We start from the raw sequence: 22059 nt of genomic DNA on the forward strand, positions 1-22059 counted from the left end.
GCGTCTCATGACGCGGGGCCCTTTTTAGACCGGTTTGGGGATAAGGTTTATTTTTCCAGCCCGGAGATCTTATCCACCCGCCGCTGATGGCGGCCGCCCTCGAAGGCGGTGTTCAGAAAGACCTCCACGATGCGCTCGGCCAGGTTGGGGCCGATCATGCCGCCCCCAAGGGCCAGCATATTGGCGTCGTTGTGGCGGCGGGTCATCTCGGCGGAGAGGGGCTCGGAGCACAGGGCGCAGCGGATGCCCTTGACCTTGTTGGCGGCGATGGAGATGCCGATGCCGGTGGTGCAGATGACGATGCCCTTCTCGCACGCGCCGGAGGCCACCGCCTGGGCGGCGGCGGCGCCGAAGTCGGGGTAGTCGCAGGAGTCGGTGTTGTCACAGCCGAAGTCCTTGTAGGGGATGTTGTTGGCCTCCAGATAACCGATGATATGCTGCTTGAGGGCGAAGCCTCCGTGGTCGGAACCCAGTGCGATCATGATGATGTCCTCCTTCTATCGTTTCTTATAGTTTGACCAGTTTGGGCTGGCGGCGTTCGTAGACGGCGATGGAATCAAAACCCATCTCCCCCAGGAGTCGGGCGGCGGCGGGGAGGCCCTTGGCCACGTCCCCGGGGCTGTGGGCGTCGCTGCCCAGGGTGACGAGGGTGCCTCCGCAGGAGCGGTAGAGGGCCAGGATGCTCCGCCAGTCCTCCACGCTCCGGCCCCGGCAGGTGTTGACCTCGATGCCCTTGCCCTTTGCGATGACCGTGCGGAAGATGGAGCGGATGCGCTCGGTGTACCGGTCCAGGGTCACGTGGTTGCCGTCCCGGCCGTTCATGTACCGGAGCGGGTAGATGACGTGGCCCAGCACGTCGTAGCAGTCCAGAGCGGCCAGGGCCTCCATGCAGGAGAAGTAGTCGTCCAGGGCGGTGTAGCAGGCCTCCTCACCGCGGTAATCGATATAGTAAAAGTCCACGCCTCCGGCGGCCCGCCCCTGATTGTGCACCGAGCCGATGACAAAGTCCAACTCCGGGTGGCTGACGATCCGGGCGGCCTCCTGGGGGGCCTCCCAGGGCTCACCCAGCTCCAGGCCCATTCGGATGGGGAGCCGTCCGGCAAATTGGGCCCGTGCCTGGGCCAGCTGTTCCTCGACCCCCTCCCAGCGGAAGGAGAGGTCCAGCTTGCCGTCGGCGCTGAGCAGGTCGCAGTGGTCGGTGAGGCACAACTCGTCCATTCCGGCATCCAGAGCCGCCTGGGCCATCTGGACCAGGGGGGCGGAGCTGTCGGGAGAGCAGAGGGAGTGGGTGTGGTAGTCGGCTAGAAACATGATAATGGGACCTCCTGAAGTCGTCCAATCTTTCCTCCACCCCGCAGGGTGGAGGGGGTATCCGGGGGCTGGTTCGGCGCAGCCGGTTTCCCGCGGCCAAAAGGAGCGGACTCCCCCGGAAGGCGCGGCTGTGGAGCGAAGCGACGCATTTTCCGCAGATCGGCTGCCCGTTGGCGGCTGCGCCGCCTACGGACAGCTCATACCCTGCGGGTAAACTGTCCGCACCTAGAAGGGCCAGCTCTCGATCCACTTGACCAAGGGCTCATACCAGGTGGGGATGGTCAGGCCGATGAGGACGGGGTAAAAGAGGGCGTACAGGCCCGCCGACAGCCCTGTGAGGCCGTAGACCGGCTTTTTCCAGTCCACGCCCCGCTCCACCAGTCCGTCGAAGAGGTAGGAGATGGCGAAGGTGAGGAAGAGGGTAGAGGGGAAATAGTGGTACTCGAAGGTGGTGCGGCCGATGAGCCACCAGGGGGCCAGCTGGGAGAGGAAGGCCACCAGGATGAAGGCGGCCTTCCCGGAATGGCCCGGGGCGGCGTACAGCAGAAGGCCGGCCAGAGCCAGATAGGCCAGGAGGCAGGCGGCCAGGATGATCCAGTTGCGGATGAGAACCTCGGGGGGCAGTTCGGCGTAGAAGACCCCGTTCTCCCCCTGCTCCGAGCGGTAGGTGAGGAGGGTGGCCGCCCCGCCCAGGGCGGCCAGGAAGGCGGCCTTGGACCACAGGCGGCGGAAGGAGTGGGCGGCACAGACCAGGATGGCCCCCAGCCCCGCCCAGCAGACCACGGGATTGCCGAAGGCGGCGAAGCGGGTAGTGAAGCCGGGGACGGAGTTGTCCATATAGTAGAGGATGGGCCGGGCATCCACGATCCACTGGAACCACCGGGAGGAGTAGGGATGGGCCTGGGAGACCCCCTCGTGATAGGTGAGCATATACCACTGGTTGTTGGCCATGATGCCGGTGAGGCTGTCGGTGGGGATGACGGCGGCCTTGAATTCCTCTCCCCCGGTGAGGTGGCCCCAGACGTTCTGGAAGAGGACCGGCAGGCTCTCCTTCGCCCCGGCCAGGGTGTTGGCGAGGGACAGGTCCACCCCCTTGGCCTGGGCGTAGGGGAGGTAGGAGGCGGTATAGATGGCGAAGGGGATGATGATAAAGCACAAGACGGAGAACAGCAGGGTCTTGACGCACCAGCCGGCCAGCTCCCCCTTTTGTTCCGGGGGCCAGTCCCGGAGCTTCTGGTAAAAGCCCATGAAGTAGACCACGGCCAGCCCCAGGGCGGCGTAGATCACCGTCCACTTGGCCGAGGCCCCCAGGCCCCACATGAGCCCGGAGAGGAAGAGGGGCAGGGCCCCCTTCTTGAAGGAAGTCCCCGCGGGGAGGGTGAGGTAGCGGTACATAAAGAGGTACATGCACAGGATGAAAAAGACCCCGTAGGTGTCGATGGTGGCGATGCGGGTCTGGGTCAGGTGCATGAAGTCAAAGGCGAAGAGGGCGGTGCCGCAGGCGGCCACCGGGGTCTTGCCGAAGAGGTTTTTCAGGAACACATAGAGGATGGGGAGCATTCCTACCCCGAAGAGGGTCCCCATGAACCGCCAGCCGAAGGGGGTCATACCGAAGAGACGGATGCCCAGGCCCAAGATCAGCTTGCCCAGGGGGGGATGGGTCACCTCGTAGGGGTAGACCCCGTCGATATGCTCCTTGGCGGTGCGGGCGTGGTAGATCTCGTCAAAGTAGGTGGAGTTGTGCCAGGTGGACTTGGCGGGCACCGTGGCGTCCACCGAGAAGAGGTCCCGGACCTCCGGAGCGGCGGCGGAGCCGTCGGCCAGGGCCCAGTTGAAGGGAACCGGGCGGCCGCTTTGATCCAAAAGGCAGAATTTGGACAGCTGAAGGTTGGCCTTCTCCGCTTTCCCGGTGATTCGAATAAAGCGGACGTTCTGGGGATTTTCCACGGTGACGTCGATCCACTTATACAGCTGGTTGTATTTCTGGGTCAGGGCGTAGCTGGGGTCATAGCCCTCGGCGTTGGCCCAGTACCAGCCGGTGACCTTGTCCGGATCGGCTCCATCCTCCCTGCGCTGCCACAGGGTGGACCAGTGGCCGCCGTCGGCGGAGATCTCCACGTTGTAGGCCCCCGTGCCCAGGCCGGAGTAGTAGCGGATGCCGGCGGCGTACACCGGGTCGCCCATGATCTCGATGGTGAGGGGGGCGCCCCCGGCGAACTCATAGACGCTCTGGGGGGCGGTGGTGTCCCCCAGCTGGAAGAAGGCGGTGGCGGCGTAGACCAGGGTGATGAGCAGGAGGGGCAGCCGGTCCTTCCGCTCCATGGGGTGGCACCTACCGGCAAAGGTGAGCCGGCGGGGCTGGGCGGATTTCTCCGCCGGGGCCAGGCCGCCCCGGGCCCCCCGGACGTAACGCAGGAGGAAGAGAAAGACGCAGCCCAGGACGGCCAGGGCAAAGAGGATGGAGGGGGTGATGTATCTCATAGGCGTGAACTCCCGGAAAGATAAAATAAGAGCGACCCCGGAAAGGGCCGCCCTCTATTTTATTTCTTTTTCTTGCGTTTGTCAAAAAATCCTTTGCCCCCGGTCTCCCCGGCGGCCTCGGCCTCCCCCATGGCGGCGGCGTAGGCCTTCAGGGCCTCCTTCTGCTCATGGCTGAGGGCGGTGGGGACCCGGACCCGGACAGTGACGAACTGGTCGCCCCGGCCCCGGCCGTTGACGGAGGGGATGCCCTTGCCCCGCAGCCGGAAGGTGGTGCCGGGCTGGGTGCCCTCGGGCATGGTGTACTCCACGTCCCCGTCGATGGTGGGGATGGTGAGCTTAGCCCCCAGGGCCGCCTGGGCGAAGGTGACGTTCTGTTCCAGGTAGACCGCCGTGCCGTCCCGGCGGAACTTGTCGCTGGGCTTGACGGTGACCGAGATCAGCAGATCCCCCGCCGGGCCGCCGTTCTTTCCGGCCCCGCCCTGGCCCCGCAGTGAGATGGCCTGGCCGTTGTCGATGCCCGCGGGGATGGAGACGGTGATCTTCCGCTGCTTGCGCACCTGGCCGGAGCCGTGGCAGTCGTGGCAGGGCTGGTGGATGATCTTGCCGCTGCCCTGGCAGCGGGAGCAGGGGGCGGAGGTGGCGAAGGTGAAGGCCCCGCCTCCCCGCTGGATGCGGATGGTGCCCGTGCCGTGGCAGTCGGGACAAACCTCCGCCGTGGTGCCCGCGGCGCAGCCGGAGCCCTTGCAGGTGTCGCAGGTCTCCGAGCGGGTGAGGACGATCTCCTTCTCGCAGCCGAAGGCCGCCTCCTCAAAGGTGATGGTGACGGCGGCCCGGAGGGTGTCCCCCTTCTTGGGGGCGTTGGGGTTGGCCCGCTGGGCCCCGCCGCCGAAGCCCCCGCCGAAGAAGGAGCCGAAGATATCGCCCAGGTCGATGTCCCCCATGTCGAAGCCGCCGAAGCCCCCGCCATAGCCGCCGGGGCCCCCCGCGCCGAAGTTGGGGTCCACCCCCGCGTGGCCGAACTGGTCGTAGCGGGAGCGCTTATCCTTGTCGGACAGGACCTCGTAGGCCTCGTTGATCTCCTTGAACTTGGTCTCGGCCACCTTGTCGTCGGGGTTCAGGTCGGGGTGGTACTGCTTGGCCAGCTTCCGGTAGGCCTTCTTCAGCTCGTCGTCGGAAGCCCCGCGGGAGACGCCCAGGACTTCGTAATAATCTCTTTTCTGTTCAGGCATGTATGCTCACCTCTTTACGGGAGAAACGGGCGGGTCCGGGACCCGCCCGTTTTTTCCTCACGGGATTATTTCTTGTCGTCGTCGTCCACAACGGTATAGTCGGCGTCCACCACGCCGTCATCGGCGGGGCCGGACTGGGGGCCGCCGGTGAACCCGGCGCCGCCCATGTCGGGGCCGGGCTGGGCGCCAGCCTGGCCGCCGGCCTGGTTATAGAGCTTCTCGGTGATGGGATAGAAGGCCTTGGACAGCTCCTCGGTGGCGGTCTTGATGGCGCCCGTATCAGTGCCCTTCAGGGCCTCCTTGAGCTTGTTCAGCGCGCCGTCCAGGGTGGACTTGTCGGCGGCGTCGATCTTGTCCTTGAGCTCCTCCAGAGTCTTTTCGGTCTGGTAGACCATCTGCTCGCCCTGGTTGCGGACCTCCACCTCTTCCTTCTTCTTGGCGTCCTCGGCGGCGAACTGCTCGGCCTCCTTGACGGCCTTCTCGATGTCGTCCTTGGACATGTTGGTGGAGGAGGTGATGGTGATGTGCTGCTCCTTGCCGGTGCCCATGTCCTTGGCGGTGACGTTGACGATGCCGTTGGCGTCGATGTCGAAGGCCACCTCGATCTGGGGCACGCCCCGGCGGGCGGGGGCGATGCCGTCCAGGTTGAACCGGCCCAGGGACTTGTTGTACTGGGCCATCTCACGCTCGCCCTGGAGCACGTTGACCTCCACGCTGGTCTGGTTGTCGGCGGCGGTGGTGAAGATCTGGCTCTTCTTGGCGGGGATGGTGGTGTTGCGCTCGATGAGCTTGGTGAACACGCCGCCCATGGTCTCGATGCCGAGAGACAGGGGGGTGACGTCCAGCAGCAGCAGGCCCTTCACGTCGCCCACCAGCACGCCGCCCTGGAGGGCGGCGCCCATGGCCACGCACTCGTCGGGGTTGATGCCCTTGAAGCCCTCCTTGCCGGTGAGCTTCTTCACCATGTCCTGGACGGCGGGGATGCGGCTGGAGCCGCCCACCAGCAGGACCTTGGACAGGTCGCCGGAGGAGAGGCCCGCGTCGGACATGGCCTGCTTCACGGGGCCGGAGGTGGCGTCCACCAGGTGGGCGGTCAGCTCGTTGAACTTGGCCCGGGTGAGGGTCAGGTCCAGGTGCTTGGGGCCGCTGGCGTCGGCGGTGATATAGGGCAGGTTGATGTTGGAGGAGGTGACGCCGGAGAGCTCGATCTTGGCCTTCTCGGCGGCTTCCTTCAAACGCTGCATGGCCACCTTGTCGCCGGAGAGGTCAATGCCGGAGTCCTTCTTGAACTCGGCCACCATCCAGTTCATCACGGCGGTGTCGAAGTCGTCGCCGCCCAGGCGGTTGTTGCCCGCGGTGGCCAGCACTTGGATGACCCCGTCGCCGATCTCCAGGATGGACACGTCGAAGGTGCCGCCGCCCAGGTCGTAGACCATGATCTTCTGGTCGGACTCCTTGTCGATGCCGTAGGCCAGGGCCGCGGCGGTGGGCTCGTTGATGATGCGCTTCACGTCCAGCCCGGCGATGCGGCCGGCGTCCTTGGTGGCTTGGCGCTGGGCGTCGGTGAAGTAGGCGGGGACGGTGATGACGGCCTCGGAGACGCTCTCGCCCAGGTAGGCCTCGGCGTCGCTTTTCAGCTTTTGGAGCACCATGGCGGAGATCTCCTGGGGGGTGTAGCTCTTGCCGTCAACGGTGACCTTGTAGTCGGAGCCCATCTCACGCTTGATGGAGGCCACGGTGCGGTCGGGGTTGGTGACGGCCTGGCGCTTGGCCACCTGGCCCACCATCCGCTCGCCCTCCTTGGAGAAGGCTACGACGGAAGGGGTGGTGCGGTTGCCTTCGGCGTTGGGGATGACGACGGCCTCGCCGCCCTCCATGACCGCCACGCAGGAGTTGGTGGTACCCAGGTCAATACCGATGATCTTAGACATATAAATTCCTCCAATAACAAAGTAAATTGTTTTATACAAAAGTATATGAAAATCGAAAGGTTCCCCTCATCCGTCACAGCTTCGCTGTGCCACCTTCCCCCAGGGGAAGGCTTAAGGGCTTCCCCTGGGGTCCAGCGGGCCTTAGCGATCGCTTAGGGCTGCTTGATGCAAGCCAAAGTCGTTGAAGCTGTCAGCCGCGGGCTGACTGATGAGGGGAGCCTTCCGGCGGGGGATCAGTTGGCCACCTTCACCATGGCGAAGCGGATCACCTTTTCGCCCAGGGTGAACCCGGCCTGAAAGACGTCCACGACCACGTTTTCGCCGTATTCCTCATCCTCCACGTGCATCACGGCGTTGTGAAAGGTGGGGTCGAAGCTCTGTCCCAGGGCGGGGATCTCCTGGACCCCCAGGGACTCCAGCGCCTTTTTCAGGCCGGTCATGGTCATCTCCACGCCCTTGGCGTAGGCCTCGTCACGGGTGTCCTGCTTCAATGCCCGCTCCAGATTGTCGTAGACGGGGAGGAGGGCCTTCACCGCGTCGGCCTTGGCGTCCGAGTAGATGGCCTCTTTTTCCTTCTGGCTACGTCGGCGGAAGTTGTCGTACTCGGCGGCCAGCCGGAGAAATTTGTCCTCCTGATCGGCCAGATTGGCCTTCAGGGTCTCCAGCTCCTCCAGCAGGGGATCGGGCCCTTCGGCGCCGGGGGTATCGGCCTGGATCTCGGCCTCAGGGGTCTGGACGGCCTCGTCCAAGGTCTGGTCCCCGGCCTCGGGGGCCTGCTTTTTGTTCTCTTTCTTACTCAAGAGATTCCCTCCTTGGTATTCTCGTGATAAAGCGGCGTCACTGCTCAGGATCGCCGGGGGGAAGCCCGCCTTGGCCGATGAGCCAGGTCAGCCCTCTGGCGAAATAGGACAGCCGTGCGGAGATTTTGGCGTAATCCATCCGGGTGGGGCCCACCACGCCGATCAGGCCCTTCATCCCGTCGCCCAGGTCATAGCTTGCCATGACCACGCTGGAATCTTTCAGCGCCTCGGCCACGTTCTCCGGGCCGATGACGATATCGGTGGGGCTGCCGGGGTCGACCCGGATGGGGAAGGGGCCGAACTCCTCGTCGGAAAGGAAGCTCATCAAGGGCTGGGCCTTTTCCAGGCTTTGGTACTCCGGGTGCTCCAGCAGGTTGGCGATGCCCGCGGTGTGGACCGGCCGCTTGGTCAGCTCGTCCAGGACCTCGGCTCCAAAGCGTACCACCAGCTCGATGAGGTCGTAGGCCTCACGCGTGGCGTGGCGGGCCACCCGGGCCAGCTCGGGGGTGAGCTCGGAGAGGGTCAGGCCGGTGAAACCGGTGTTCAGAAGGGTGCCCAGCATTTGAAGCTGGGATTCGCTCAGGTCCTCCGAGAGCCGGAAGAGCTTGTTGCGCACCACGTTGGAATCGGTCATCACCACCGCGATGAAAGCGTTTTGCTCCACCAGCAGCAGATCAAAGCGCCGGATGGTCATTTTCTCCGGCCCGGTGGCCAGGGCGAAAGCGGGGTACTGGGTGAGCTTGGCCACCACCCGGCCCGCCTCGTCGATGACCCGGTCCAGGGCCTTCATTTTCAGGTGGAGGGCCTCGTTGATCCGCTGGGTCTCCTGGATGGAGAGCTTGTAGTCTCCCATCAACTCGTTGACGTAGAGCCGGTAGCCCTTGGGGGAGGGCACCCGTCCGGCGGATGTGTGGGGCTGCTCCAGGTAGCCCTGCTCCTCCAGATCGGCCATCTCGTTGCGGATGGTGGCCGAGGATACGTCCAGCCGGGCCCATTCGGCCACCGCCTTGGAGCCCACCGGCTCGGCGTTCTGGACGTAGCTTTCGATGACGGCCCGGAGGATCTTCTTTTTTCGTTCGCTTAAGTCCAAGCCGCTCACCTCACAAAAAAGATTTTAGCACTCTATTCTCCTGAGTGCTAAAGATAATGTACCACCATGGACCGGGAAAGTCAATAGTTGGGGTTGTAAATAAAATGTGAATGATTTCAGGAAAATGCGGCAAAAAAACCGCCCCTTTCCGTGGCAAGGAAAGGGGCGGGGGTTAGCGGTAAGACGGTGGGATTGCCAACGGCGATAGTGGACGCCCGTGGCCGGGTGAAGGCCTATCAATTAGGCTTCCCCTGGGGGAAGCTGTCTGCGAAGCAGACTGATGAGGGGAACTTGTCGTTTGGCAGGGCCTTTCCCATTATCCCGAGTTCCCCTCATCCGTCAGCCCTTCGGGCTGCCACCTTCCCCCGAGGGGAAGGCTAAAAGACCAGGCTGTGTCAAGAACACGTCAGCGGCCGAGCGGCGCGAGAGGGACCACGGGTCGCACAGACGCACCCGTGCTTTTCCCCCCTAGCTTCGGGCAGTAGACTGTCTACTAGAAAGGGAATCTGCGACCAGGTCAGTATCCAAGACTTTTCCTCGGGAAAAGAAATGTCCCTCAGATTTACGCACGTTTGACGTGCAGTCGCTGAAAATCAACCGGGCTTTTCCCGAAAAAACGGTCCTTACGCCGCGGTTACATCCCGGATCCACGCCCCCGACTTCAGCCGGGCCATCCCGAAGAAGAACTTCACCACGTTCTCCAGAGAGATGCACAGGTACACCACCAGGATGCCCCAGTGGAACACCAGCCCGGCCAGGGCGGCCAGGGGAATGGACACGAACCACAGGGGGCTCAGGTCGATGATGGAGGCGGTGCGCACGTCCCCGCCGCCCCGGAGCACCCCCACTGTGTTGGTGGAGTTGAAGGAGCGCAGGGACAGGAAGGAGAAGGTGACCACCGACATCATGGTGGCGATGGAGGAGGCCTCCGGCGACAGGTGGAACATGGGGTAGAGCACCGGGCTGAAGAAGGTGAAGGTCAGGACGATCAATACCAGCCCCACGATCAGCCCGGCGAGAAAAGCCAGGGTGTCCAGGGTGAGGCCCACCTCATACACCGTGTCCCGCCGCCCTGCGCCAATCTCCCGGCCCACGATGATGGCGGCGGTGCCGGCAATGGCAAAGACCACCACCGTGGCCACCTTCTCGATGTTGCCCGAGATGCCGAAGGCCGCCAGGATGGCTTGGGAGCCCTCCATGTGGCCCATGATGGTGGGGTAGATGGCAGTGCCCAGGCCCCAGAGGGTCTCGTTGAGCACCACGGGGGTGGCATAGCGGAAGTACCGGGAGAGCATCTCCCCGCCGGGACGGAAAAGCTGGCTGGGCTTGACCCGGAAGCTCTTGTTGAGGCAGATATGGCCCACGGCGATGGCGCACTCCAGCATCCGGGAAATGAGGGTGGCCAGGGCGGCCCCCTGTACCCCCATGGCGGGGGCCCCCAGCTTGCCGAAGATGAACACCCAGTTGAGGAAGGTGTTGCTCACCATGGACACCACCAGGATGTACAGGCCCAGCTTGGGGTTGGCCATGCTGCGGTGGGCGGCGATGTACACCTGGGCCAGTCCGTCAAAGAAGAAGGAGAAGGCGACCATCCGGGCGTACTCGGCGGCCAGGGCGATGACCCCGGCGTCGCTGCCGAAGAGGCCCATGAACTGGACCGGGAAGAAGCACATGATACAGCCAAAGACCAGGTTTACGGCGCCGGAGACGTAAAAGCCGATGCCCATGACCCGGCTGATGGCGTCATAGTCCCCCTTGCCGTAGAACTGGCTGATGAGCACCGACGCCCCCGACTGCATCCCGAAGACCATCAGCAGCACCACGAAGATGGGGATGTTGGCCAGGGTCACGGCGGCCATGGGGGCCTCCCCCAGCATACCCACCATGAAGGTGTCCAGCAGGCCCAGAGAGTTGGTGATCAGATTTTGCAGGATGATGGGGATGGCCAGGGTCACGACGTCCTTGTAAAAGGCCTTGCCCCTCCTCATGTAAGAAAACAACCAATTACCTCCTTACCTCGTGCGGTGTCCCGCCCGTCAAAAAAGCAGCGTCTTGTTTTTGCAGATATGCTCCAGCAGCCCCGCCAGGGTGTCCACCTCTTCCCGGGTGGACTCCGGCCCGAAGGAGACCCGCAGGGCCCCCAGCTTTACCTTGGGGTTCAGCGGCATGGCGGCGAACACGTGGCTGGGCCTCCCGCGGTGGCAGGCCGAGCCGGAGGAGACGTACATCCCCTGGCTCCCCAGGGCCTCCACCAGGGATTGGCCGGAGAAGGCGGGCAGGGAGATGGGCAGAATGTGGGGGGCGTCCCCCCGGTCGATGAGTTCCACGCCGTCGATGGCGGAGAGCCTTTCCGCGGCGTAGTCCTTCACCCCCCGGATGGCCTCGGAAGTTCCGGGGGTCCAGGCCGCCACGGCGGCGGCGAAGGCGGCGATCTGGGCGGTGGGCTCGGTGCCGGGCCGCAGCCCCCGCTCCTGGCCGCCCCCCAGCAGGAGGGGCTTTATTTTGGGGATAAGCTCCTTTTTGATGTAGAGCCCGCCGATGCCCTTGGGGGCCCGGACCTTGTGGCCGCAGATGGTGACGAAGTCCGTCCCCAGCTCCCTGGGGGTGAAGGGCACCTTCAAAAAGCCCTGGACGGCGTCGGTGTGCAGAAGGGCGGGGGAGCCCGCGGCCCGGATGGCGTCCGCGGCGGCCCGGACGGGCAGGAGGGAACCCACCTCGTTGTTGACCAGCATCATGGACACCAGGATGGTGTCGGGTCGGACAGCCTCCGCCACGGCCTGAGGGTCGATGCGGCCGGTCTTGTCCGGCTTTAAAAAGGTGACCTCAAAGCCCTTGGCCTGGAGGGCCTTCATAGGCTCCAGCACGGCGGAGTGCTCGATGGCGGTGGTGACCACGTGGTTTCCCTTCCGCCGGTTCAGCTCCACGGCGGCGGAGATGGCCCAGTTGTCCCCCTCGGTGCCGCAGGAAGTGAAGAAGAACTCCTCCGGCAGGCACCCCAGAGCCCCGGCCACCACGGCCCGGTCGGCCTCCCGCCGCTGGGCGGCGGCCTTCCCCAGGGGGTAGACCGAGGAGGGGTTGCCGCAGCCCTCCGTCATGGCCTCCACGGCGGCCTGAACTGCGGCGGGACACACCGGGGTGGTGGCGGCATGGTCCAAATAGATGGGCATATGGGTCAACTCCTTTTTGTTAAAGCACCTTTATAATAATGAAGCAGCTTAATTATTCTAATGCGAAGATTGGGGAAAGTCAAGAGGCGGAAGGAGCGTTTGCCAAATGCCCGCCCAGCGGTTATAATGGAAATACTTTAAATCAGAGGTGACCACCTATGAAAACACCCCTCTCCCCGGCGGAGGTCCACAAGCAGTACGAGGAGGGCGTCTCCGCCTTCATCCGCGCCGTCCCGGACGCCGCCCTCCGGGTGCGGCTGACCCACGAGCTGGACGCGTTCTTCCAGTCCTGCGCCCTGGGGACCTGGAAGGCCGACGGGGCCGCCCTGACCCCCGGCTATGTGGAGTACTATAACGCCATCTACCTCCGGGGCAACCCGGTGCCCTCCATCCTCTATTGGGAGCTGGGCACCAGCGTGACGGGTTACCCCGGCTTCAAGACCCCGGACTTTTTCGGCCGCATGCGGGCCTGGGACAAGGTGGCGAACACCGGCCTGGCCCGGCGGTTCGTGGACCTCTTCACCCTGATGGCCCTTCTCTTCGCCGCCGTGGACGGGGTGGTCAGCGAGGGGGAGGCCGGCTTCGTCAACCGCTGCGCCGACGCCCTGTCCGCCCTGTGCGACAAGGACGGCCTGGAGGGGGGCAAGGCCCCGCTGGACGCCAAGGACTTCGTGACCTCCCGCCCCGCCCCTGCCGCCCCCGCCCCGGCGGAGGAGGTCCAGGAGGAAGAGGAGAAAAAGGAGCCGGAGCCCACCCTGGAGGAACTGATGGCCCAGCTGGACGAGCTGTGCGGGCTGGACAAGGTGAAGGCCGACGTGAAGAGCCTCGTGAACCTGGTGAAGGTCCGCCGCCTGCGGGAGGGGGAGGGCCTCCCCGTGCCGCCCCTGTCCCTCCACCTGGTGTTCCTGGGCAACCCCGGCACCGGCAAGACCACCGTGGCCCGTCTGCTGGCCAAGCTTTACCACGCCATCGGCGTTTTGTCCAAGGGCCAGCTCGTGGAGGTGGACCGCTCCGGGCTGGTGGCGGGCTTCGTGGGCCAGACCGCCCTCAAAACCCAGGAGGTCATCACCAAGGCCATCGGCGGCGTGCTCTTCATCGACGAGGCCTACGCCCTCACCAGCCACACCGGCCAGAACGACTTCGGCCAGGAGGCGGTGGAGGTGCTTTTGAAGAACATGGAGGACCACCGGGACGACCTCATCGTCATCGTGGCGGGCTACACCGACCTGATGGGGGAGTTCATCCACTCCAACCCCGGCCTGGAGAGCCGCTTCAACAAATACTTCTATTTCGAGGACTACGACGGCGGCCAGATGTACCAAATTTTCCAGTCCATGTGCGAAAAGAACGGCTACACGCTGGACGAGGCCGCCGGGGCCTACGCCAAGGACTTTCTGGACGAGATGTACGAAAACCGGGACGAGAACTTCGGCAACGCCCGGGACGTGCGCAACTTCTTCGAGCGGGCGGTCTCCTGCCAGTCCGACCGGGTGGCGGGGCTGGAGACGGTGGACAAGGCCGCCCTCATGGCCCTCACCCAGGCTGACCTGAAGCGGGCCGCCGGGGACGAGGAGGAGCCGGAATCCCCTGCGGCCCAAGAGGGGCAACCCCCGGTTGACAAGGTGTAAGGCCCCGGGCGTTGACAATCCCCCCACCCTGCCGCTATGCTGAAAGCGGAAAAGGAGGCGAAGGCCATGACGTTAGGACAGCGCATCCAGGCCCACCGCACGGCCCTGGACCTCTCCCAGGAGGCACTGGGGGAAAAGCTGGGGGTCTCCCGGCAGGCGGTCTCCAAGTGGGAGGCCGACGGGGCGGTACCCGACACCGACAAATTGATCGCCCTATCCAAACTCTTCGGCATCAGCCTCAACGAGCTGCTCCAGGTGGAGGAGCCGCCCCGGACCGGGGAGGCGGCCCCGGCGGAGCCGAAGAAAAAGCCGGGAAAGTCCCGGCTGCTCCCCGTCCTCGCCCTGCTGGCCCTCGTGCTGGGCTGCGGGGCCTATACCATCTCCATGGGCCGCAATTACGGACAGCTCCACGACGAGCTGACCCGGCTGGAAGGCCGGGTGGCCGAGCTGGAGCGCGGCGCCTCCGGCCTGGACCCCGCCGCGCCCCTGGTGGCCTCCTATGACTATGAGGTGTCCCGGCTGGGGGAGTATGTCACCTTTACCGTGGTCCTCGTGGCCGCCCAGCAGATGGAGGGGATGACCGTCTCCGTCCAGGGCTCGGGGACGGGCGGCGAGGCCAAGACGGTCCAGGCCAAGCGCCAGGGGGAGGGGAGCGCCTACTCCGCCACACTGTCGGTCCCCTTCGGCTCCTCCGGGGCCACCCTCACCGCCGTTTTTGAGGCGGGCGGCCGGACCTACACCCAGGCCCTGGTCCGGGTGAGCAACGTGTGGGACAACAGCTGGGACTGGGAGGACCTGCTGGGGGCGTGACGTCACAGTGTGACCTTGACCCCCAGGAGCTTGATGAGGTCGATGGCCTGATGGGCGCCGATGGTGAGCCCCCGCAGCTCGGAGAGGGATTCGGAGACCGTGAGCCCCTCGATGCCGCAGGTGGAGAAGTCCAGCCCGGACAGGGGCGTGTGGAAGAAGCTGACGCCGGAGAGGTCTACCCCCTCCGCCGTCAGCTTTTTCAGCTTACAGCCGGTCCAGAAGGACTCCCGCAGCACGCAGTCCTTGAGGGCGCAGCCGTCCCACATGGACTGGGCGCAGTTGGCGTAGCGCAGGGAGGTGTCCGCCAGGGCACAGCCCCGCCAGTGGCTCTCCCGGAGGTCGGCCCCGTCCCCCTTGCAGCCGGTAAGGGTGCAGTCCTTCCAGCGGGTGCCCAGGAAGGAGCAGTTGGAGAAGTCGCAATTCTCGAACCGGACCTGATAAAAGGAGGACCCGGCGAAGAGGCACTTGACGAACCGGCACTTTTGGAAAGTGACGGCGGTCCAGTCCAGGCCGGTCAGGTCGGCGTTTTCCAGGACCTCGTTTTGGAAGATTTGATCGTCGATGTTGTCGTCCTCTTCCCGGGCGGCGGACAGGGCTTGGTGAAGCATGGTATCGTCTCCTTGGGTAGTTGTGGGGTCTAGTATAACATAGGTTTGTCCGCCTTGGAAGGTGGGAGGCCAGGGGGACCGTCTTTTCCACGTGGAAAAGACGGTCCCCCTGCTGTGCTCTATTGAAAGAGTGACCCGCCCGGCATAGCCGGGCGGCCTATGCTACAGTTCCGATTCTCTCTCCCCCAAGACCCCCTCTCAACGACCAGCCAAGGAGGCTCCGGCCCCCTTGTTTGGGTTCATTTTCCAAGCTGTCCACAAGAATACAGGAAAACCCCGGGGCCGCACTTTGTAGCAGCTACGGGGTTCGGTGGATCTTAGGCTTCCCCTGGGGGAAGCTGTCGAGCGCAGCGAGACTGATGAGGGGAACTTATCTCTTTAGCAGGGCCTTTCCCGTTATCCGCAGTTCCCCTCATCCGTCAGCCCTCCGGGCTGCCACCTTCCCCCAGGGGGAAGGCTAAAGACCAACCTTCTGTCAAGCACACGTCAGCGGCCGAGCGGCGCAAGAGGGACCACGTATCGCACAGACGCTTCCGTGCTTTTCCCCCAAACAACGAGCAGTATACCTGCTACTGAAAAGGGAATCTGCGACCAGGTCAGCACCCAAGACTTTTCTTTGGGGGTCTGGGGGACGTTTCTTTTCCTCGGGAAAAGAAACGTCCCCCAGATTTACGCACGTCCCGACGTGCAATCAGCCAAAAGAAAAGGAGCACCTGCCGTCACTCGGACGACAGGTGCTCCTTTTGTCGAAGCAAATCTTACTTGTGATCCACAGAAAACATATGACGAATGAGATCCAGCACCTTGTTGGAATAGCCCCACTCGTTATCGTACCAGGACACGACCTTCACGAAGGTATCGGTCAGGGCAATGCCGGCCTTGGCGTCAAAAATGGAGGTGTGGGGATCGCCCAGGAAATCGCTGGAGACCACATCCTCGTCGGTGTAGTCCAGGATGCCCTTCAACTCGCCCTCGGCGGCCTTCTTCATGGCGGCGCAGATCTCGTCGTACTTGGCGGGCTTAGCCAGGTTGACAGTCAGATCCACCACGGACACGTCCAGGGTGGGCACCCGCATGGACATGCCGGTGAGCTTGCCGTTGAGCTCGGGAATGACCTTGCCCACGGCCTTGGCGGCGCCGGTGGAGGAGGGGATGATGTTGCCGGCGGCGGCGCGGCCGCCGCGCCAATCCTTGGCGGAGGGGCCGTCCACGGTCTTCTGGGTGGCGGTGGTGGAGTGGACGGTGGTCATCAGACCGTCGGCAATGCCGAAGTTGTCGTGGAGGACCTTGGCGATGGGGGCCAGGCAGTTCGTGGTGCAGGAGGCGTTGGACACGAACTGCATGTCGGGGGTGTACTTATCCAGGTTGACGCCGCACACGAACATGGGGGTGTCGTCCTTGGAGGGAGCGGACATGACCACTTTCTTGGCGCCGGCGTCGATGTGGGCCTGGGCCTTCTCCTTGGTCAGGAACACGCCGGTGGACTCCACCACGTATTCGGCCCCGACCTTGCCCCAGGGGATGTCCTTGGGATCCTTCTGGGCAAAGAACTGGACCTCTTTGCCGTTGACGATGATGGAGTGGTCGGTGAAGCTGACCTCCCCGTCAAAGCGGCCGTGCATGGTATCGTACTTCAGCATGTAGGCCATATAGTCGGGGGTCATGAAGGGATCGTTGATGCCCACGAACTCGATGTCGGAGGAATTGATGCCGGCCCGGAAGACCAGGCGGCCGATCCGGCCAAAGCCGTTGATGCCAACCTTGATGCTCATGTTCATTACTCCTTTGTGATTGATTTAACGAACCTGCCAACTACAAATTATAGACTACTTTACAGCAATTTGGAAGTGGAAAAATGCTGTTTTGCGGAGAAAATTTCAGAGAATTTGTATCACAAATTTTATATATTCGACAACAAGCGACCCACTGCGACAAAAAGGCCTTGTTGGAGGGCCCAGATTTTGCTATACTGCCAATAGTGAAATCGGTACAACCTAGGACGGACAGGGGGGTGCGCCATGGAAGATCAAGCTGGCGATAAGCTGGTCCAGGAGCTGCGCGAGCAGGTGGGCAACCTGCTGGCCGCGTCTCAGTTGTTGACCCCGCTTGTCCGGGAGCAGGGCGGAAAGAAAGAGATGGACTATCTGGCCATGATGAACCAGAGCCTCTACCGCCTTCTGCGCACCATCGCCCACCTGGAGCTGACCCAGGAGAAGGCGCCCACCTTCCGGCCGATGACCCTGGACCTGGCGGGACTGTGCCTGGAGCTGGGCCGCAGGGTGGAGGCTTTGGCCGGGCAGGCCGGAGTGGAGTTCCGCTGCGAGCTGGGGGAGGAGACCCTCCTGACGGCGGCGGACGGCGGCCTGGTGGAGCTGGCACTGCTGAATCTGATTTCCAATGCCATTGAGGCGGCGGGGCCGGGCGGACACGTGGGGCTGAAGCTGAGCCGGAAGGGCGCCCTGGCCATCCTGGCGGTGCGGGACGACGGCCCCGGCCTGAGCAAGCGGGAAGAGGCCGGGGAGGACCCCTATCTCAAAGAGGCGGGGGGCCTGGGCCTGGGGCTGGCCGCGGCCCGGCGGACGGCGGCCCTTCACGGCGGCGCGCTGGTGCTGGAGAATCGGGAAGAGGGGGGCGTCCGGGCGGTGCTCTCCCTGCCCATCCGCAATCAAAAAGAGGACATCGTCAGATCGCCCCGCATGGGCTACGATTTGACCGGCGGCTTTTCCACGGCGCTGGTGGAGCTTTCCAGGGTCCTGCCCTATACGGTATTTATGCCCGAAACGTTGGATTAAATTTCGCAAGGCCCGGCGGTTTCGCCGGGCCTTTTTGCGGGCCGGACCATTTGACGGCGGACCCCCGCCGTGCTACAATCTGAAAAACAGCGGTGAGAGAGGGCGATGGTGTGGATCGGATTCAACTGGTGGAAGAGCTGCTGAGCGCCAGCCGAAAGTCGGCGATCGCACAGATGGGCTTCTGGGAGCGGCCCCGGGAGTACGCCCCCGGCGACACCCTGTACATGCGGGAGGCCCATTTTATCGTGGCGGTGGGGCTGGAGGGCCATCCCACCATGAGCGAGATGGCCCGGCGGCTCAACGTGACCCAGGGGGCGGTGACCCAGACGGCCACCCGGCTGGAGAATAAGGGGTACGTGGTCCGGGCTAAGGACCCGAAGGACCGGCGGCAGACCACGGTGGCCCTCACGGAAAAGGGGAAGAAGCTCTGCGCGGAGCATGTGCGCTACGATCAGAGCCAGTACCGCCAGGTCAGCCAGTGGCTTGGGGACTTCTCCGACGAAGATCTGGCCCTTTTCATCCGCTATGAGCAAAATAAGCGGGCGATGTTCACAACTCACGAATGAGTTTTTTGTCAAAAAGAGAGAAATGCTGGCCCCTGCCTTGACAAGGGTCGGTATTTTTTCTATATTCTCTTTAGTATCTAAAGTAATTTTTTTCTCAATATACTTTAGAATCTAAAATAAGGAGGAGAGAGTGTGACCTATGATTTTGACCGGCCCATAGACCGGCGGGGCACCAACGACCTGAAGTGGCGGCCGGAGGGGCTGAAGGGCTACCTGCCCATCCAGGTAAGCGGGGACATGATCCCCATGTGGATCGCCGACATGGATTTCCCCTGTCCGGCCGGCCTGGTGGAGGCCATCCGGCGTCGGGCGGAGGGAGAGATCTTCGGCTACTGCGGGGCAAAGGCGGACTATTTTGAGGCCCTGGGCTGGTGGTACCAGACCCGGTTCGGCCTGGAGGTGCGGCCGGAGGGGGTCTCCATCCTGCCCACGGTGGTGGCCGCCATCAACATGGGCATCCGGGCGTTCAGCGCGCCGGGGGACCAGGTCATCATCCAGCAGCCGGTGTATGAGCCCTTTGCCGGGCTCATCGCCAAAACCGGCCGGGAGGTGGTGAACAACGCCTTGGTGTGCGAGGGGGGGCGGTACTCCATGGATTATGAGCTCCTGGAGCGGCAGGCCGCCGATCCCAGAGCCAAGGTGATGATCCTCTGCAGTCCCCACAACCCGGTGGGCCGGGTGTGGAAGGGGGAAGAGCTGGCCAGGCTGGGTGAGATCTGCAGGCGGAACGGAGTGGTGGTCATCGCCGACGAGATCCACAGCGACATCGTGTTCTCCGGCCATCAGCACACCCCCTTCCCCCTGGCCAGCGACGCCCCTTGTATGCTGTGCACCGCCCCCAGCAAGACCTTCAACGTGGCGGGGCTGCGGATCGCCAACATCATTCTTCCGGACCCGGAGATGAAGAAGCGCTATGACGAGACGGCGGACAGCTTTTCCATGCCGGGCAGCAGCACCTTCGGCCTGGAGGCGGTGCGGGCCGCATACTCCCCCGAGGGGGCAGAGTGGCTGGAGCAGGTGTTGGCCTACCTGGAGGGGAACGCCGGCGTGGTGGAGCGGTGGGCCGGGGCCCACGGCGTCGCCTTCACCCGCCCGGAGGGGACCTTCCTGTGCTGGCTGGACCTGTCCTCCGCCGGGCTGGACGACGGGGCCATCCAGGAGAAGATCCTCATGGGCCAGGAGGTCATCTGCGTCCCCGGCCCCTGGTTCGGCCCCGGCGGGGAGGGGCACCTGCGGCTGAACATCGGCTGTACCCGGGCCACCCTGGAGGAGGCCCTGCGGCGGATCGAGACGGCCTTGTAAATCAGAAAAGAGAGAATGAGAGAAAAGAGAAAAAGGAGGAACCCACTATGGCAGCGAAAACCAATGTAGATTCCCGGAAGCTCTCCCGCACGGACCTCTTCTCCATGGCCATCGGCCAGATCATCGGCGTGGGCATCATGACCATGACCGGCATTGCCATCGGCTTCACCGGCCGGAGTGTCACCTTCGCCTATCTGCTGGCGGGCCTGCTCACCATCATTACCACCATCCCGCAGATATTCATCGGCGGCACGGCAAACTTCCTGGGCGGCCAGTACTCCCAGATCGCCGTTCTCTCCGGCCGGAAGCTGGCGGGGGTGTACACCTACGTGAACCTGTGCATGCTCTTCGCCATCTCCATGTACACCCTGTCCTTCGCCGACTACTTTTTGTCCCTGATCCCCGGCGTCAACGTCAAGGTCATCGGCGTTGTGGTGCTCACCGTCCTTTTCGGGATGCACTTTATGGGCGTCAAGCAGGCGGCCCGGCTCCAGAACGTCATGAGCGTCGTGCTGGCACTGGGTATCGCGGCCTATGTGGTGTTCGGTGTGGGGGCCGTGGAGCCGGGCTACTTTGAGCCCAGCCAATTCATGACCGGCGGCGTTTCCGGCTTCCTGATCGCCAGCGTCTACCTCACCTTCGCCGCCGGCGGGGCCAACTATGTGGTGAATTACAGCGGCCAGGCCCAAAACCCCACCAAGGACATTCCCATCGTCATTATCGTCTCCACCTCCGCCATCGTGGTGCTCTATGCCGTCATGTCCACCATTGCCGCCGGGGTCCTGCCGGTGGATCAGGTGGCCAACCAGCCCCTCTCCGTTTCCGCGGTTGTGTTTATGCCCAGGGCGGTGTATACTTTCTTCGTGGTGGGGGGCGCCATGTTCGCCCTCCTTACCACCCTAAACTTTTCCATCGGCATGATGACCTACCCGGCCCTCAAGGCCTGTGAGGACGGCTGGCTCCCCAAGGGCTTCGCCGCCTGCAGCAAGCGGCTCGGCACGCCCCACTGGATTCTGCTGGCCTTCTACCTGGTGGGTGTGGTGCCCATCCTGGTGGGGCTGGACCTGACCACCGTGGCCAACAGCACCGTCATTATCGCCCAGGTCTGCAAGGCCATTATCATCGTTTCCGCCATGCGGTTGCCCTCCAGGATGGAGGAGCTGTGGGGACGGTCCCGGTTCCATGTCTCCAAAGGAGCGCTGAATGGCATCTGCGTCGTCAGCCTGGTGATCACGGTGCTGGCGGTGGTGCTGCTGCTGGTTTCCACCTCCGCTACCCAGATCATCGGCAACCTTGTGATGCTGGCGGTGGCCGTGGTGCTGATGCTCCTGCGCCAGAAGCACGTGACTTTGAACCCCAGCTATACGGAAAACTAAAACGGAGCTTCCGGGCGCCTGCATGCCCAGTGCCCGGCGCGCTTCCGGCCGCTTTCGTGCCCCCAACGCCGGGAAAAAGCGCGGGAGCTGAAAGAAAAATGCCTTTTCCCCTCCCGGGGAATGACCTTACTGATCCATCCATGCGCCGGGCGGTACCGGAAATATAGATAAAGGGAGCGATTCTCATGAAGGTAAACCAGTGGATCAACGCCATATTCAGCCCCACCGGAGGCACCGCCAAGGTGGCCCGGTCCATCGCCAAGGGGAGCGGCCTGGAGGTCCGGGAGGTGGACCTGTCCGCCCCGGTGACGCCCGAGGACCTGCCCGAGGGGGCCGTGCTGGCGGCGGCTGTGCCGGTCTTTGGCGGGCGCGTCCCGGCGGCGGCCCTGGAGCGGCTGGCCGCGCTGAAGGGGAAGGGCAATCCCGCCGTGGCGGTGGCGGTCTACGGCAACCGGGCCTATGAGGACGCTCTGCTGGAGCTGAAAAACGCTCTGGAACAGGGCGGCTTCCAGGTGGTGGCCGCCGGGGCCTTCATCGCGGAACACTCCATCGTCCGCTCCATCGCCGCCGGCCGGCCCGACGGGGAGGATACCCGCGCCGCCGAGGCCTTCGGGGCGTCCGTGGCGGCAAAGCTGGCCGCCGGGGACAGCTTTGCCCCCCTCCAGGTGCCCGGCAGCCCGGAGTACAAGGAGTACAAGGGCCTGCCCTTCCACCCCAAAGCGGGCCGGAGCTGTACCAAGTGCGGCACCTGCGCCGCCTCCTGTCCCGTGGGGGCCATCCCGGTTGAGGACCCCTCCGGGACCGACGAGGCCAGGTGTATCAGTTGTATGCGCTGTGTGGCGGTCTGCCCGGAGGGGGCCAGAGCCCTGCCGGCGGCGGCCCTGCTGGGGTCCAAGACCATGCTCATGGCCTGCGCCAGCAAGCCCAGGAAGCCCGAACAATTCCTGTGAGGGCTCCCGGTCCCTGAC

General features: G+C 64.0%; 18 protein-coding genes. 7 read left to right on the forward strand and 11 right to left on the reverse strand.

The annotated features are described in order from the left end of the window. Positions 1-47: 47 nt before the first annotated feature. The 9 genes from rpiB to AAEU42_RS01925 form a co-directional block, all read right to left on the reverse strand. Entirely contained in the window at positions 48-482 is a 435-nt protein-coding gene (rpiB, locus tag AAEU42_RS01885; protein WP_342231826.1) for a ribose 5-phosphate isomerase B, read from the reverse strand. Positions 483-507: 25 nt separating this feature from the next. Next, complete coding sequence (locus tag AAEU42_RS01890; protein WP_342231827.1) at positions 508-1311, reverse strand: histidinol-phosphatase HisJ family protein; 804 nt, start codon at positions 1309-1311, stop codon at positions 508-510. Between the two features lie 225 nt (positions 1312-1536). Further along, complete coding sequence (locus tag AAEU42_RS01895) at positions 1537-3792, reverse strand: phospholipid carrier-dependent glycosyltransferase (protein ID WP_342231828.1); 2256 nt, start codon at positions 3790-3792, stop codon at positions 1537-1539. A 59-nt stretch (positions 3793-3851) separates the two neighbouring features. Beyond that, a complete protein-coding gene (gene dnaJ / locus AAEU42_RS01900) occupies positions 3852-5021 on the reverse strand; it encodes a molecular chaperone DnaJ (RefSeq protein WP_342231829.1) in 1170 nt (389 codons plus the stop codon). A 65-nt stretch (positions 5022-5086) separates the two neighbouring features. Continuing rightward, positions 5087-6952 carry a molecular chaperone DnaK gene (gene dnaK / locus AAEU42_RS01905; protein ID WP_342231830.1) on the reverse strand — a complete coding sequence of 622 codons (1866 nt, stop codon included), beginning with the start codon at positions 6950-6952 and terminating at the stop codon, positions 5087-5089. A 233-nt stretch (positions 6953-7185) separates the two neighbouring features. Then, entirely contained in the window at positions 7186-7752 is a 567-nt protein-coding gene (gene grpE / locus AAEU42_RS01910; protein ID WP_342231831.1) for a nucleotide exchange factor GrpE, read from the reverse strand. Between the two features lie 37 nt (positions 7753-7789). Then, a complete protein-coding gene (gene hrcA / locus AAEU42_RS01915) occupies positions 7790-8851 on the reverse strand; it encodes a heat-inducible transcriptional repressor HrcA (RefSeq protein ID WP_425288189.1) in 1062 nt (353 codons plus the stop codon). Positions 8852-9465: 614 nt separating this feature from the next. Then, entirely contained in the window at positions 9466-10830 is a 1365-nt protein-coding gene (locus tag AAEU42_RS01920; RefSeq protein WP_342231833.1) for an MATE family efflux transporter, read from the reverse strand. A 48-nt stretch (positions 10831-10878) separates the two neighbouring features. Then, positions 10879-12009: a cysteine desulfurase family protein gene (locus tag AAEU42_RS01925; protein WP_342231834.1), complete on the reverse strand. Its 1131-nt coding sequence runs from the start codon at positions 12007-12009 to the stop codon at positions 10879-10881. A 158-nt stretch (positions 12010-12167) separates the two neighbouring features. Between AAEU42_RS01925 and AAEU42_RS01930 the strand changes: the two genes are divergently transcribed. Together AAEU42_RS01930 and AAEU42_RS01935 are read left to right on the forward strand one after the other, a co-directional pair. After that, positions 12168-13637 carry an AAA family ATPase gene (locus AAEU42_RS01930; protein WP_342231835.1) on the forward strand — a complete coding sequence of 490 codons (1470 nt, stop codon included), beginning with the start codon at positions 12168-12170 and terminating at the stop codon, positions 13635-13637. A 66-nt stretch (positions 13638-13703) separates the two neighbouring features. Then, entirely contained in the window at positions 13704-14447 is a 744-nt protein-coding gene (locus AAEU42_RS01935) for a helix-turn-helix domain-containing protein (RefSeq protein WP_342231836.1), read from the forward strand. Between the two features lie 2 nt (positions 14448-14449). Here the strand turns inward: AAEU42_RS01935 and AAEU42_RS01940 are convergent, their stop codons facing one another. Both AAEU42_RS01940 and gap read right to left on the reverse strand, forming a co-directional pair. Beyond that, positions 14450-15055, reverse strand: coding sequence for a pentapeptide repeat-containing protein (locus tag AAEU42_RS01940; RefSeq protein ID WP_342231837.1), 606 nt, complete (start codon positions 15053-15055; stop codon positions 14450-14452). A 758-nt stretch (positions 15056-15813) separates the two neighbouring features. Then, positions 15814-16827: a type I glyceraldehyde-3-phosphate dehydrogenase gene (gene gap, locus AAEU42_RS01945; RefSeq protein WP_342231838.1), complete on the reverse strand. Its 1014-nt coding sequence runs from the start codon at positions 16825-16827 to the stop codon at positions 15814-15816. Positions 16828-17073: 246 nt separating this feature from the next. Between gap and AAEU42_RS01950 the strand changes: the two genes are divergently transcribed. The 5 genes from AAEU42_RS01950 to AAEU42_RS01970 all read left to right on the forward strand — a co-directional run bounded on the left by AAEU42_RS01950 (position 17074) and on the right by AAEU42_RS01970 (position 22041). Beyond that, the gene (locus AAEU42_RS01950; protein WP_342231839.1) at positions 17074-17847 is read left to right on the forward strand and encodes a sensor histidine kinase; all 774 of its coding nucleotides are present in this window, start codon (positions 17074-17076) and stop codon (positions 17845-17847) included. 110 nt (positions 17848-17957) lie between these two features. Then, positions 17958-18413: a MarR family winged helix-turn-helix transcriptional regulator gene (locus tag AAEU42_RS01955; RefSeq protein WP_342231840.1), complete on the forward strand. Its 456-nt coding sequence runs from the start codon at positions 17958-17960 to the stop codon at positions 18411-18413. A 132-nt stretch (positions 18414-18545) separates the two neighbouring features. Then, positions 18546-19715 carry a MalY/PatB family protein gene (locus AAEU42_RS01960; RefSeq protein WP_342231841.1) on the forward strand — a complete coding sequence of 390 codons (1170 nt, stop codon included), beginning with the start codon at positions 18546-18548 and terminating at the stop codon, positions 19713-19715. 47 nt (positions 19716-19762) lie between these two features. After that, positions 19763-21091 carry an APC family permease gene (locus AAEU42_RS01965; RefSeq protein WP_342231842.1) on the forward strand — a complete coding sequence of 443 codons (1329 nt, stop codon included), beginning with the start codon at positions 19763-19765 and terminating at the stop codon, positions 21089-21091. Positions 21092-21276: 185 nt separating this feature from the next. Then, the gene (locus tag AAEU42_RS01970; RefSeq protein WP_342231843.1) at positions 21277-22041 is read left to right on the forward strand and encodes a 4Fe-4S binding protein; all 765 of its coding nucleotides are present in this window, start codon (positions 21277-21279) and stop codon (positions 22039-22041) included. Positions 22042-22059 lie beyond the last annotated feature (18 nt).

The organism is Pseudoflavonifractor phocaeensis (assembly GCF_038439875.1).
Taxonomy (GTDB): Bacteria; Bacillota; Clostridia; order Oscillospirales; family Oscillospiraceae; genus Vermiculatibacterium.